Origin of the sequence: Labrenzia sp. C1B70 (genome assembly GCF_000475395.1) — a bacterium.
In the GTDB taxonomy this organism is placed as follows: Bacteria; Pseudomonadota; Alphaproteobacteria; order Rhizobiales; family Stappiaceae; genus Roseibium; species Roseibium algicola.
Genome location: NZ_AXCE01000012.1, coordinates 435060 through 448494, shown reverse-complemented (window position 1 = coordinate 448494; position 13435 = coordinate 435060). Strand labels below are relative to the sequence as shown.

The 13435-nt window shown below is 59.6% G+C and carries 14 protein-coding genes; 4 read left to right on the top strand and 10 right to left on the bottom strand.

The window, feature by feature from the left end:
- The first annotated feature begins 108 nt into the window (after nt 1-108).
- On the top strand, nt 109-1353 hold the full coding sequence (chrA, locus tag Q666_RS50370) for a chromate efflux transporter (protein WP_035908803.1): 1245 nt from the start codon (nt 109-111) through the stop codon (nt 1351-1353).
- A gap of 16 nt (nt 1354-1369) precedes the next feature.
- On the opposite strand, the gene Q666_RS50365 is transcribed toward chrA, so the two are convergent.
- From Q666_RS50365 to Q666_RS50325, 9 genes are all read right to left on the bottom strand, one after another.
- The gene (locus tag Q666_RS50365; RefSeq protein ID WP_023000731.1) at nt 1370-1909 is read right to left on the bottom strand and encodes a hypothetical protein; all 540 of its coding nucleotides are present in this window, start codon (nt 1907-1909) and stop codon (nt 1370-1372) included.
- Between the two features lie 4 nt (nt 1910-1913).
- Nucleotides 1914-2543 carry a lysophospholipid acyltransferase family protein gene (locus Q666_RS50360; RefSeq protein WP_023000732.1) on the bottom strand — a complete coding sequence of 210 codons (630 nt, stop codon included), beginning with the start codon at nt 2541-2543 and terminating at the stop codon, nt 1914-1916.
- Nucleotides 2544-2819: 276 nt separating this feature from the next.
- A complete protein-coding gene (locus Q666_RS50355; protein ID WP_023000733.1) occupies nt 2820-3746 on the bottom strand; it encodes a phosphatidate cytidylyltransferase in 927 nt (308 codons plus the stop codon).
- On the bottom strand, nt 3743-4354 hold the full coding sequence (locus Q666_RS50350) for a CDP-alcohol phosphatidyltransferase family protein (RefSeq protein ID WP_023000734.1): 612 nt from the start codon (nt 4352-4354) through the stop codon (nt 3743-3745). Before Q666_RS50350 ends, Q666_RS50355 begins: the two co-directional genes overlap by 4 nt.
- 81 nt (nt 4355-4435) lie before the next feature.
- On the bottom strand, nt 4436-5146 hold the full coding sequence (locus Q666_RS50345; protein WP_023000735.1) for an alpha/beta fold hydrolase: 711 nt from the start codon (nt 5144-5146) through the stop codon (nt 4436-4438).
- Nucleotides 5143-5943: a CoA ester lyase gene (locus Q666_RS50340; RefSeq protein WP_023000736.1), complete on the bottom strand. Its 801-nt coding sequence runs from the start codon at nt 5941-5943 to the stop codon at nt 5143-5145. Before Q666_RS50340 ends, Q666_RS50345 begins: the two co-directional genes overlap by 4 nt.
- Nucleotides 5937-6773, bottom strand: coding sequence for a MaoC family dehydratase N-terminal domain-containing protein (locus Q666_RS50335; protein WP_031269195.1), 837 nt, complete (start codon nt 6771-6773; stop codon nt 5937-5939). Before Q666_RS50335 ends, Q666_RS50340 begins: the two co-directional genes overlap by 7 nt.
- Before the next feature lie 2 nt (nt 6774-6775).
- Nucleotides 6776-7873: a CaiB/BaiF CoA-transferase family protein gene (locus tag Q666_RS50330; RefSeq protein ID WP_023000738.1), complete on the bottom strand. Its 1098-nt coding sequence runs from the start codon at nt 7871-7873 to the stop codon at nt 6776-6778.
- A complete protein-coding gene (locus Q666_RS50325) occupies nt 7873-9033 on the bottom strand; it encodes an acyl-CoA dehydrogenase family protein (RefSeq protein WP_023000739.1) in 1161 nt (386 codons plus the stop codon). The genes Q666_RS50330 and Q666_RS50325 overlap by 1 nt, the downstream gene beginning before the upstream one ends.
- A gap of 113 nt (nt 9034-9146) precedes the next feature.
- On the opposite strand from Q666_RS50325, the gene Q666_RS50320 reads away from it, so the two are divergent.
- Both Q666_RS50320 and Q666_RS50315 read left to right on the top strand, forming a co-directional pair.
- A complete protein-coding gene (locus Q666_RS50320; protein WP_023000740.1) occupies nt 9147-10094 on the top strand; it encodes a LysR family transcriptional regulator in 948 nt (315 codons plus the stop codon).
- 113 nt (nt 10095-10207) lie between these two features.
- Entirely contained in the window at nt 10208-10933 is a 726-nt protein-coding gene (locus tag Q666_RS50315) for a serine protease (protein WP_023000741.1), read from the top strand.
- A gap of 33 nt (nt 10934-10966) precedes the next feature.
- On the opposite strand, the gene Q666_RS50310 is transcribed toward Q666_RS50315, so the two are convergent.
- Entirely contained in the window at nt 10967-11668 is a 702-nt protein-coding gene (locus Q666_RS50310) for a DUF1287 domain-containing protein (protein ID WP_023000742.1), read from the bottom strand.
- A 227-nt stretch (nt 11669-11895) separates the two neighbouring features.
- On the opposite strand from Q666_RS50310, the gene Q666_RS50305 reads away from it, so the two are divergent.
- On the top strand, nt 11896-13392 hold the full coding sequence (locus tag Q666_RS50305; RefSeq protein ID WP_023000743.1) for a sensor domain-containing diguanylate cyclase: 1497 nt from the start codon (nt 11896-11898) through the stop codon (nt 13390-13392).
- Nucleotides 13393-13435: the final 43 nt, after the last annotated feature.

The following is a 13435-nucleotide window of genomic DNA, read 5'->3' as shown; positions in this document are numbered from 1 at the left end:
TCTGCGACGAAAAGGGCTGACACGTTGACCGCACATCATGCACCTGGTGAAGGCGCTCCGGGCAAGGATGGAACAGCTTTCGACCAGGAAGCATCCTGGCGGCGGCTGATGTCCGTCTTTGGCAGCATTGGTCTACTGTCTTTTGGTGGTCCGGCCGCACAGATCGCGCTGATGCACCGCAAGCTGGTTGATGAGACCGGCTGGCTTTCGGAAAAAAGCTACGTCAACGCTCTCGGGTTCTGCATGTTGCTGCCGGGTCCGGAAGCCATGCAACTGGCGACGTACTGTGGCTGGAAACTGCGCGGCGTTGCCGGTGGCTTGCTGGCGGGCCTTCTGTTTGTCGTTCCCGGCGCACTCGCAATTTTCGCACTTGCCGCGGTTTACGGAACCTTCGGCAATGTGCCGCTGGTCAGTCAGCTGTTTCTGGGCATCAAGGCAGCCGTCCTGATCGTGGTTCTGGAGGCGCTGCTGCGCCTCTCCAAACGGGCACTCACCATCAGGCGGCAATGGGTCATTGCAGCTCTGGCCTTTGTCGGAATTTTCTTCCTGGCCCTGCCGTTCCCGCTGATTGTTCTGGCCGCCGGGCTTTACGGTGCTGCGTTCAGCGTGGCGCAGACTGAAAGCCACGGTGAGCCTGGTGTTGCGATTGGCAGACCGATTGCGAAAACACTCCGCACGGTGTTTCTCTGGGCCTTCATCTGGATCGCGCCGCTGGCGCTGCTGGATCTGGCCGGCAGCGTGCCCTTGCTGGCGGATATCGGCTGGTTCTTTTCAAAGCTCGCTGTCGTCACCTTTGGCGGCGCCTATGCGGTGCTTGCCTATATGGCCCAGGACGTCGTCGCCATTCACGGCTGGCTGAGCGCCGGTGAAATGATGGACGGGCTGGGTCTGGCGGAAACAACACCGGGGCCGCTCATTCTGGTGACCCAGTTCGTCGGCTTTCTGGCGGCCTTTCACGAAGGTGGGCTTCTTCTTGGCCTCGCAGGGGGGCTGGTTGCGCTCTGGGCGACCTTTGCTCCCTGTTTCCTCTGGATCTTTGCCGGGGCGCCTTACATCGAATGGATCTCGGCGCAGCCGAGGCTCAAGTCGGCACTTTCGGCCATCGTAGCGGCGGTGGTCGGCGTCGTGCTCAACCTGTCGGTCTGGTTCGCGCTGCATGTCTTCTTCGAAGAGGTCACGGCGACAAAGTGGGGTGTCGTGACACTCTGGATCCCGGACCTTGCCAGCCTCGACTGGCGTGTGCCGGTCCTTGCGGCCCTGTGTGGCCTGTTGCTCCTGCGGTTTCACATGGGGCTGATCTGGGTGCTGCTGACGGCGGCACTTGGCGGGGTGCTGCTGTCACAAGTGGGATGAGGGGACGCGTGCCCGCTCACCAGCCCGCAGTGAGAAAATAGTTGGCATAGACAAATGGCCAGACTGCAAGGCAAAGGGCGAGCTTTCTCCTGTCACTGAGACGGGCGCCGACAAGCCGGGACACTGACCAGGAAATCAAGGCGACAAGGACAAACCTTGGTAGCCGTGCCACCGGCGAGACAAGAAAAAGCGATTGTGCGGGGATCGAGGCGTAGCCCGCTTCGGCCGAAAGAACCTTGTAAGGGATGCCGCTGAAGGCTCCCCCGAGCAATCCCTCGAGCAGGCCTGCCTGCAACAGCTGCCTGGCCAATTCAAATGTTGATCCCGAAATCCCGGGCACAAGCAGCAGCACCTGAAGCGTTTCTTCCGGAAAATGCTGTGCGCAGGTCCAGACCAGCAGACCGCCGAACGCGGCCGCGAAGGACGCCAGAAGCGCCGCTATCATGGCCTTGCCCAGGGAGCGAAGCGCGATGATGCTCAAAAGCGCGTCGGGAGCAATGAAGAACAGCGTTGCCTCGGCAAAGCTCCAGAGCGTAGCCAGGCAGAAAAGTGCCAACTTACTATTCCCAGGATGCAAAGGTCTTTTCCGTCGAGAGAGCGTTAAAGCGCTCCTTCAACCCGGTCATAAAATGAGTCCGGTCCTCGTTCCAAGTAATTGGTTCCCCGACGAAAATATCGCAGAAGAACGGCACCAGCAGGAACGACCCCTTCGGCAAGGCCTTGCCGAGGCCGTGGGTGAAGACGGGCACGACCGGTGCTTCCGGGAACCGTTCGGCAAGAAAGGAAACGCCTTTCTTGAGATCCGTCATCTGTTCCGGTTCGCCGCGCGAACCTTCCGGAAACAGGATCAGAACCTTGCCCTGACGCAGAACCTCGTAGCAGCCTTCCAGCGGGTCGACATTCTTCTCTTTCCGGCCACGCTCCACCGGGATAATGCCGAGGACATGTTCCGACAGCCAGGCCTTGAGAGGTGACGAGAAGAAATAATCTGCCGCCGCAACCGGCTTGATGTCCTTCAGCTTCGACAGGGGCATCAAGGCCATCAGCACCATCGTATCCAGATGGCTGTTGTGGTTGGCAACAATGATCGCCGGACCGTTGGCCGGCAGCAGTTCCTTGCGACGCACGTTCAGCCCGAGCAGGAACAGGACCGCGATCTTGACGAAAATGTAGAAGATCTTCTGGAGCATCAATGGAGGTTCCTGAATGCTGACGGTCGAGCGCTTGTTCCAGGGTCGTCCTCTCCTCGGTCACCCCGGACGTAGCGAAGCGGAGATCCGGGGCCGGGGAACCCAGGCGCAAGATCAGTGGCTGAACCTTTCAGCCGATTGAAAGGCTCCCCGATCCCGGCTCGCGCTGCGCTTGGCCGGGATGACGAGAGGAGAGGCGCGTGGGCTTGGAGAAGAGAGAAAGAGAAGCCTGCCGACTGCGTGCGCGGAGTGAAAGCGGTCATCCTGACATCCCCTTCAGTAATAGAAGTAACGGGTGAAGTGGAAGAACAACGGTGCGGTGTAGGTCAGGCTGTCGATCCGGTCGAGGATGCCACCATGACCGGGAATAAGACTGCCGGTGTCCTTGACGCCGAGATCCCGCTTCAGGGCCGAGACGGTGACATCACCAACGAACCCTGCGACCGGGATCAGCAGGCCGGCGGCAGCGGCGTGGATCATGTCAAAGGGCGTGACCAGCGGTGCGGTCAGAAGGGACAGAACGAAAGTGGTTGCAACGCCGCCAAGAAAGCCTTCCCACGTCTTGTTGGGACTGACGCCCGGAATGATCTTGTGACGGCCAAACAGTTTGCCCCAGGTATATTGGGCGACGTCGTTGAACTGGGTCAGGAACAGGAGGAACAGCAGCAGGCCTGGACCGCCGGTGCTGTTGGCCTCGGTCGCCGGCAGGATCAGGAGGAAAGCTGCGTGGCTGATGGAGAAGACGCATAGCATTAGCCCCCAGTTGAGGGTGCCGACAGCGCGCAGGAAGCCCTCGGTCTGCTGGGTCAGCAGGCTGACGAAGGGCAGGAACAGGAACATGTAGACCGGGATGAACACCGCGAACATGCCATAGTAGCTGTCGTAGACCCAGAAGTACTGCACGGGGATCGACAGATACGCCCAGAACAGCACCCGCCTGTCAGCCCGGCGGGTGGGGATCATCGAGAAATACTCTTTCAGCGCCAGGAAGCTGATGAGGGCGAATACAATGATCGAGACCGTGTTGCTGACCAGGAAGGAGACGGTGAAGATTGCCACCATCACCCACCAGCTGACGGTGCGCTGAACCAGTTCGCTCATGTTCTTGGCGGAGCGTTTCGAAATCACGAACACGATGGCGCTGGCAACGCACAGCACGGCCCAGATGCCGATCAGGGCCCAATGGATGGTCAGGAGGTTCATGCGGATTGTTTCTCCCTGATTGCCGCCCTGGCGCGGTTGAAGATGGTGACCGCGGACAGCACCAGCCCGGCACCGAAAAGGATCAGATATAGGAGAGGCGCGGTCAGGCCAAAGGCCATCAGGAGCCCGCAAAGACCGAACAGGGCTGCCCGGTCGCTCTTGCCGAAGGGGCCGTCATACCGGCGACTTGCACCGATCTGGACTGCGATCACGCCGGTCATTTCGCCGATGATGGCAAGCATGACCAATCCGACGACAATCGGCCCATCGACAAAAGGCAGGAGTGCGAAGGGCAGGTAGAGCGCAGCGTCTGACAGCACATCGCCCAGTTCGTTGAGCACCGCGCCAAGGTCGGATTTCTGGTCGTGTTCCCGCGCCAGCATTCCGTCGATCGCATTGAGGCCCATGCGGATGAACAGAACCAGCGGCAACAGGATCAAGGGCAAGAAAGCGCCGGGAAAGATCCAGAGCAGCAGGCCTTCGCCAATCGACAGGCCAAGCGCGGCCAGGGTTACTTGATTGGCTGTCACCCCGTTTGCGGCAAGCGATCTGCACACCGGGCGAAGCAGGTCCTGAAAACGGGACTTCAGCTGGTAAATCGTTGGCATTCAAAAACTTTCCCGACTAATTTTCGGGAAAGATATAGGTATCGAGCACCCGGTGCACGCTAGAATTTCAAATGCCTGCTGTCACTTCCTGACAGGGTCGCGCTGGAGCAGGCGTTTCAGGTGATCAGTAACATTTTCCGGCTCTTCCAGCGGTGTCAGGTGGCCACTGTGTTCCAGGACGACAAGGTCCGCTGACGGGATCAGGCTGGCCATGGACCGATGAAGCTCCGGCGGCGTCAACTGATCATGATTGCCACACAGCACCAGTGTCGGGCAGGTAATGCCGGTGAGCGACGCGCGGCTGTCGGGGCGAGCAATGCGGGTCTGGCGAATGAAGACGTCTGGACCAAGGCGCTGCGTCATGGCACGAACCCGATTGATCATGTCGGCATTGTCCCGGTTTTCCGGGGCAAGATAGGACTGGGCGAGTTTTCTGCCGAAGCCGTGGAAACGGCCCGGTTTCGACGCCTGAGCAATCAATTGTTCGCGCTCTGCGGCGCGTTCCGGCGTGTCAGGCAGCATGGTGGTGTCGAGGAGGGCGAGATGGGTCACGCGTTCCGGGGCGCGGCGCAGGATTTCCTGAGCGACGATACCGCCGAGCGAAAACCCGGCGAGCGCAAAGCGGTCCTCGCTGGTGGCCAGAACCATTTCCGCCAGAGCCCCCAGCGAACTACCGCGTGTTATGTCGGCAACCCGGGGGCGAGCAATGTCAGCGAGACCGGTGATCTGATCCCGCCAGAGATCTGCATCGTTCAGGAGCCCCGGGATCAGGACGATCTGCGGCAGGCTCATGCATCGGCCTCCTGCGCGGAGGCGAGGATTGTCCGGGCACGGATGCGGACCGGCTCGTCGACCATTGCGCCATCGACATTGGCTGCGCCATCACCCGAGGCGAGAACACGCCTGGCCCACTCGATTTCGTTTAGGCTCGGGGCGAAGGCGCGTTTGATCTCGGGAAGCTGTCTTGGGTGAATGCAGAGTTTGCCGGCCATACCGAGATCCCGTGCATGGGAGGCGTCTTCAAATGTCTGCGCAGGGTTGTCGAGCTGTGCTGTGACGCCGTCGATCGGGGCCGCGATGCCGGCAAGCCGGGACGCCAGAACCAGTTCGGAGCGAACGGGCAAGAGCACGTCTTTCAAATGCGCGCAGCCAAGATCGGCGCAATAGTCGATGGACCCGAAAGCCAGTCGAACCACCCCATCGGTGCTTGCAATGCTCCTGGCATTGGCAAGCCCCCTGGCACTTTCAATGAGCGCGATAACCGGGACCGAGTCTCCCAGGGCAGTGTGGAGCGTGGCAATCTCTCCGGGAGCCTCCGCCTTCGGCAGCATGACGGCATCCGGTGCCAGCTTGCGAAGAGCAACGACATCCTCCAGGTGCCACGAAGTCCCAACGGCGTTTATGCGCACGATGACCGGCTTTTCGGTGAAGCCGGTTGTCAGATTGGTGCGGGCGGCCTCTTTCTCCGATGCGGGGACCGCGTCTTCCAGATCCAGGATGATCGCGTCGGCTTCGGTTGCGGCTGCCTTGGGGAACCGGTCGGGCCTATTTGCCGGCACGAACAGAGGTGTCCTGACTGCCGTTACCATGCCGCTGTCGCCTCCATGGCAACCGGGCCGCCAAGCTGCGCGGTCCAGAGCTTCATGGTTTCTCCCTCCGTTTGCGCGTTCACCGTGAAGTCCGCCGTGTCGAATATGGTCGACAGACTTCGAAACCGGAAGGATTTCGGTGCTCTTTCCTTGAGATCCGCAGCGAATTGGCAAAGCAGTGTTGCCTGCAAGGGACCGTGAACAATGAGCCCTGGATAGCCTTCCACGTCGCGGACATAGTCCTTGTCGTAGTGGATGCGGTGCCCGTTGAAGGTCATGGCCGAATAACGAAAGAGGTAGGCGGCCGATGGCGTGATCTGCATGACGTGGTCTCCAGCCGTCGCAGGCGCCGGGGTTGTCTTCATGCCCGCAACGTTCTGTGCCTCCCGGTAGACGATGTCCTGACGCTCGTTCAGGACAGGTCGGCCGTCAGAAGTGACTTCATGATTGACCGTGACGAAACAGAGTGGCCCGGTGCGGCCCTGTTTCAGGACCACATCCCTGACGGTTGACACCCGCCGGACCTCTTCGCCAATCCGGATGTCACCCTGGAAGGTAAACTCGCCGCCTGCCCACATGCGCCGGGGCAGGGGCACGGGCGGCAGGAAGCCGCCACGGGCTGCATGACCGTCCGGCCCCAGACCGGCTGTCTGAACGGCCGGCTGAGCAAGGCAGAAATGGATCAGCAGCGGCGCGATATCACCTGGAGCTTCACCTGATGTCCGGTCAAAGGTCGCGTTGAATTGGCGAACCAGTGCGGGGCTCAAGACCTCCGAGGCGCTGTCTTCGCGCCCTATCCAGCTGCGCAGGTGGTCGATGTCGAGGTCCATGATCACGCCTCCAGGGGCTTGAGGGCCGGGATCGGGCCGTAGCTGCGCGGTTCGCCCGAAAAGATGGCCGCAGGGGCGGGGAAGGAGACCGGGCCATTCGGGCTGTCGACAGTGATACGCCTCAGGTGCGGATGGGTCGACAGGCCGTCCATATCGTTGACCGAGGCCAATGCGATATTAGCATCCGTCAGCAACCTGATGGCCGTTTCGGCATCAAATTTCGCAAAGGCTTCGCCAACAGCGGCATCCGTTTCCCTGCGATTGTTCACCCGCGCGACGTTTGTTGCGAACCTTGGATCGGTGCCGAGTTCGGGTTTTCCGATGAAGTCGCTGCAGAGGGTCCTCCATTCCCGGTCGCTTTGAATGGCGATCAGAATTGCCGGACCTTCCTTTGGCTGGAAGACGCCATAGGGCGCAATCGAAGGATGGGCGAGTCCGACCCGCTGGGGGCTCTTGCCGCCTTCATGGTTGAGAAGGGGGACGGTCAGCCAGTCGGCCAGAACATCGAACATGGAGACCGAGATCTGCGTGCCCTTGCCGGTGACCCCGCGCTGGATCAGGGCTTCCAGAATGGCGGTATAGGCCGTTGCCCCGGTGGCGATGTCGACAAGGGAAATGCCAACACGCGCGGGTTCGTTCGGTCCGCCGGTGATCGAACAAAGACCGGTTTCAGCCTGGATCAGCAAATCATAGGCCTTGCGGTCGGCCATCGGCCCGGTTTCGCCGAAACCGCTGATGGAGCAGGTAATAAGGCGCGGATAATCCACCACCAACCTGTCCGGATCAAAACCAAGGCGGGCCAGGGCGCCAGGCTTGAGGTTCTGGATCAGGACATCGGCGTCTGCGATCAGTTGCGCCAGCTTTTCCTTGCCCTTGTCGGAACCAAGATCCAGCGTGATGCTGTCCTTGCCCCGGTTCAGCCAGACAAAGTAACTCGACTGACCCTTGGCAACGTCGTCATACCCCCGGGCAAAATCACCTTCGGGCCGTTCGACCTTGGTGACTGTCGCTCCGGCATCTGCAAGCCGGGACGTGGCGTAGGGGGCGGCCACCGCCTGTTCGATGGCGACGACGTTCAATCCTTCCAGCGGCAACACCATCAGAACGACCTCGGCAGGCCAAGCACATGCTCGGCAACATAAGACAGGATGAGGTTGGTGGAGATTGGCGCTACCTGGTAGAGCCGCGTCTCGCGGAACTTGCGCTCGACGTCATATTCGCAAGCAAAACCGAAGCCGCCATGGAACTGGATGCAGGCATTTGCCGCCTCCCAGCTTGCCTTTGCGGCCAGGTATTTGGCCATGTTTGCCTCCGCGCCGCAGGGAGCACCGGCATCAAACAGGCTACAGGCTTTGTAGCGCATCAGGTTGGCCGCCTCGATCTCGATATAGGCTTCGGCTATGGGAAACTGGACGCCCTGGTTCTGGCCTATGGGGCGGCCGAAGACTTCCCGTTCGCGCACATAGTCGGTCACCTTGTCGGTGAACCAGTAGCCATCGCCAATACATTCGGCGGCAATCAGCGTGCGTTCGGCGTTGAGACCGGTAAGGATATATTTGAAGCCTTTTCCTTCCTCGCCGATGAGATTTTCTTCCGGGATTTCCAGATTGTCGAAGAAGAGTTCGTTGGTCTCGTGGTTGACCATGTTCAGGATCGGGCGAACCTCCATGCCCGATTTCATGGCTTGCCTGATATCGACCAGAAAGATCGAAAGGCCTTCCGATTTTTTCTGCACGTCGGCAAGCGGCGTTGTGCGCGCCAGGAGGATCATCAGGTCGGAATGCTGCACACGGCTGATCCAGACCTTCTGGCCGTTGACGACGTAGCGGTCGCCCTTCTTCACGGCAGTGGTCTTGATCCTGGTGGTGTCCGTGCCAGTCGTCGGCTCGGTCACGCCCATGGACTGCAACCGCAATTCGCCGCTTGCGATCTTCGGCAGATATTTCAGCCGCTGTTCTTCCGAGCCATGCCGCACGAGCGTGTTCATGTTGTACATCTGGCCGTGACAAGCGCCGGAATTGCCGCCTGCACGGTTGATTTCTTCCATGATGACCGAAGCTTCGGTGAGCCCGAGGCCCGATCCGCCGTAGTCCTCCGGAATAAGTGCGGCCATCCAGCCTTCGCGTGTCAGGGCGTCGACAAATTCTTCCGGATAGGCGCGGGCCTCATCGATCTTGCGGTGGTATTCGGCGGGAAACTGGGCACATAGCGCGCGGATGCCGTCGCGAATGTCCTGGTAGCTGTCGGTTTGGCTTGTCATTTGGGCTTTTCGTCTGGCGTGTTCGTTGACCGCAGTTAAGCCGCTGAACTTCTATTGAACAAATATATGTTTTGGATAGGTATCATATAAATTTTATATGATACCTTGTTGCCATGGACATCCGCCAACTCCGCTATTTTCTGGAAATCGTTGCGCAGGGTTCGCTCACACGGGCTGCCGAAAGCCTGCATGTGGCGCAGCCGGCCCTGTCGCTGCACCTGAAGAACATGGAAGAGCAGCTTGGCACCAGGCTGCTGACGCGCAGTCGCTCCGGTGTCACGCCCACGGAGGCGGGAGAGCTGCTGCTGCAAAGGGCGCGGGCAATTCTCGAGGATCTGGCGCGCACGGAAGACGATATCCGCAATCTGGAAACCGATCCGTCCGGCATCGTGCGGATCGGCCTGCCGGGCACGATCAGTGCCATGGTGTCTCTGCCGTTGATTCTGGCGGCACGTGAGCGCTTTCCGCGGATCACGCTCAATATTACCGAGGCCATGAGCGGTTTTGTTGGCGATTGGCTGAGCGAAGGCAAGATCGATCTTGCCGTGCTTTACAGCCGTTCCAAGGATGCACGTATCCGGTCTGAATTATTGCTTGAAGAAGAGCTTGTGGTTCTATGGCCCGCGGATGCCGAACGTCCGCTGGAAATGAACATGGAGGCACTCGACAACGTGCCAATGGTGCTGCCGAGCGGAGCGCACGGCTTGCGGGTGCTGATTGACCGGACGTTCCAGGCGCTGGGCTTTGCACCTGAAATCGCGATGGAAATCGACTCCTTCAACAACATCAAGCGCCTGGTGGCGGCCGGGTTTGGCCCGTCGATCCTGCCGCTCTACGCGGTGACGGAGGAAGTGGCAGCAGGTTCCCTTCGTGTCAGCCGCATTGCCGCGCCGGGGCTCTGGCGCGGGGCTCATCTGATGTCGCCGGGTGGACGACCGGTGACGCGGGCGCTGGAAGCGGTGCACGCTTTGCTGCGCGAGGTTATCCTGGATCTGCGCGACAAGGGGGCCTGGGCCGCTTCCCGGCCACCGCAGGTTTCCGGCACCGAGACTGTCTCCTGAGGGGAACAAAACCCGGAGCTCTGTCGTTTTCCCGATACTGCCCTATGCTGCCTGAGCAAGCAGCCTGTCCATGTGTGCAAGGCTTCCCGCTATTTCTGGAGAACCGATTGACGATGATCGACGCTGTCCTGCTGACCTCACCCCGTATTTCCACCTTTGATGACCAGACCTATCTCACGAACGCCAGCAGCTTTTTCTTTGCGCGTGATGAGCGCCTGTTTCTCGTTACCAGCCGGCATGTCATGGTGGATGAGGCAAGCGGGCATCATCCCTCCCGTATCGAAATAGAACTCCACAATGATCCTGAAAATCTGGCCGACTCCATCGCTTTTTCGATCCCGCTTTTCCGGGATGGCAAAAGCCTCTGGCGCCAGGGAGAGGATACCGCAGGCGATATCGACGTTGCGGTGATCGAGATTGACCGGGCGGCGCTACCTGAAAATATAGTCTATCGGGCCTTCGGGCCGGAACACCTGAGTGACCCGCAAGAGCATGTCGAGATCGGATCATCCATTCTGGTTGTCGGTTTTCCGCTCGGGTTTCATGACACGCTCCATCACATGCCGGTGGTCCGCCACGCGGTCGTGGCTTCCTCCTTCGGCTTTCGGTTTCAGGGCATGGGTTATTTCCTGACCGATGCCCGCACGCATCGCGGCACAAGTGGGGCTCCGGTGGTCATGCGCAATACGGCAGACACCGCAAGCGAACTGCCGTGGAAACTGCTTGGCGTTCACTCCGCCCGCCTCGATGTCGGAACGCGCGATCTCGTGCTGGATGAGGCGCTAGGCCTCAATTGCGCCTGGTATGCGGACATTCTGATGACGCTTACTGAGGGGTGACCCCCGTCAAAGGCAAACTTCAGCCCTGGAGCGTCAGGCGGGTTTGAACCTGTAGTGGCCGGTGATTTCGAAATCGAACAGCCGGTCTTCCAGCTGTGTTCCAGCACCAATGTTGTGGACCACCATTGGTCGTTCGCTGTCTGCGGAGGCACGGTGACTGACAATCGCCATGTGCGGCAGGTTTCCAGGCAGCATCTGGGAAACGACGTCGCCGGGCTGATAGTCTTTGGCGTTTGCAGTGACCGGAAGAGCTGCGCCTTTTCGTCTGAAGAAGGTCTGCAGGTTTGGCACCCGCCGGTGGTCGATGTTCCTGTCCGGGCGTTTGAGACCCCAGATCTTTGGATAGGACGAAAAGTCCGACTTCATGTCCGCATTAACGGCCGACTGGAGATCGTAGCCGAAGGCGTCGCGGTAGGCTCTGACGACCACATCGGTGCATACACCGCGTTCGCGCGGCAGGTCGCCATTTGGAAACGGGAGCGAGACATAGGCCGGATCGTAGACCACCGTAACGCCGATCTGGCTTTCTGCTGCCTCAATCAGCTGTCCCGCCCACGGATTGGGCAAAGCAATACTTTTTGACGTTGCTTCAGTGGGCGGCGTGGACGGTCCGGCAACTGCCTTGCTGACGAGCTGCAACCCGGTTTGCAGCCGATAAGCGGGGAGGGTGTGTGCCGCGTAGGCGCCTCCTGCTGCCAGAAGTCCGGTTCCGAACAGGAATGTACGCCGCTTCATGTGAGAGCTCCCATAAATCTGAAGCCGGAATACTGGCGGAGTGGGACCGGAATGGGGCGAGGCGACATTTGACCGATTTTCCCGTTGGGTAAACCAATACGCGTGTCGTTGCGGAAGTCAGTCAATTGCACGTTTTTTGTTCTCGAAAATTTAATCTGATGAGTCTTTACTGCAGCAAAAGGCGGTAAATATTGACGAAATTTGTGGAAATACTGCTGAAAACGGCAATGATTGTCTTTTTGTCCTGGCTGGCGACGCCTGCCCAGGCCGAGCAGGCATCCCTGTCCTATGATCAGTTCTTTCTGCGTCACAGCGCAACCATGATGCTGATCGATCCGGATACCGGAAGCATTCTTGATGCCAACAATGCCGCGGCAGACTTCTACGGGTTCGACCGGGATACGCTGCGCCGCATGTCCATTCAGAACATCAATCAGCTGACGGCCGAGCAGGTTGAAGCCGAACGTCAACTTGCCAAGGCTGAACACCGAAATTTCTTCATCTTCCGCCACAAGCTGGCAGATGGCTCCGTTCGAAGCGTGGAGGTTCATTCAACTCCGGTGGACTACGACGGCAGGAAGGCTTTGCTTTCCGTGGTGCACGATATTTCCGACGACCGGCAGCGGGAACAAGAACTGTGGCACTACAAGAACCGCCTGGAGGAAATGGTCGACAGCAAGAGCGCGGAACTTTCCTCTGCCTATAACGCCCGGAACCAGTGGATGCTGGGCCTGGTCGGCACGCTTGGTCTGTCGCTTGTCGTCGTCAGTTTTCTGCTGCTTGAAAGACACACCGCGCACAAGCGGTTGCGATCCTCGGAGCAGCGTTTGCGAGAGATCATCTTCGGCACCAACGTCGGGACCTGGGAATGCAACGTTCAGACCGGGGAGGTGGTCTACAACGAACGCTGGGCTGAAATTCTCGGCTATTCGCTGGCCGAGTTGCAGCCGGTCAGCCGACAGACCTGGTACCGGCTGACCCATCCGGACGATGTGGAAAAATCTGAGCAGAAGCTGGCAGAGGTGTTTTCCGGAGCAAGGGAAGCCTACGACAACGAAATTCGCATGCGCCACAAGGAGGGCAGGTGGGTCTGGGTTCTCGACAGGGGACGAGTGGTCGAATGGACGAAAGACGGTGAGCCTTTGCGCATGTCCGGCACGCATTCGGACATTACCCGTCTGAAGAAGACGGAAGAAGCTGTCAGGCGGCTAGCGATGACCGATCATCTGACAGGCCTTTCGAACCGGGCACATTTCAGCCAGAGCCTTGCGGAAAACGTTGCCATTGCAGACCGGGATAACCGCAAGTTTGCGCTGATGATGCTGGACCTTGATACCTTCAAGCCGGTCAACGACAGCCACGGGCATCCGGTGGGTGACGCGCTGCTCCAGGCCGTTGCCTCCACCATCAAGCGCTGCACGCGCGAAGGGGATGTCGTGACCCGGATCGGCGGGGATGAGTTTGCCGTGATCATCGGCGATTATGCGGAAGAGAAGGATGTTCTGGCCTGTGCCACCCGCATTTACCGGGAGGTCTCGCGGCCGATGGAAATCAAGGGCAAGGATATCAACATCAGCATCAGCATCGGGGTGTCGTTCTATCCCGATGATGCAGATGATGCCAAATCGCTGATCACCCACGCGGACCAGGCCATGTATGAAGCCAAGAAGAGCGGGGCAAACGTCCTGACGTATGAAGCCTACAGGATGCGGGTGGCGAGCTAGCTGCGGTGAAAGTGAACGACATTCCTTTGGCCTGCCTTCTCGC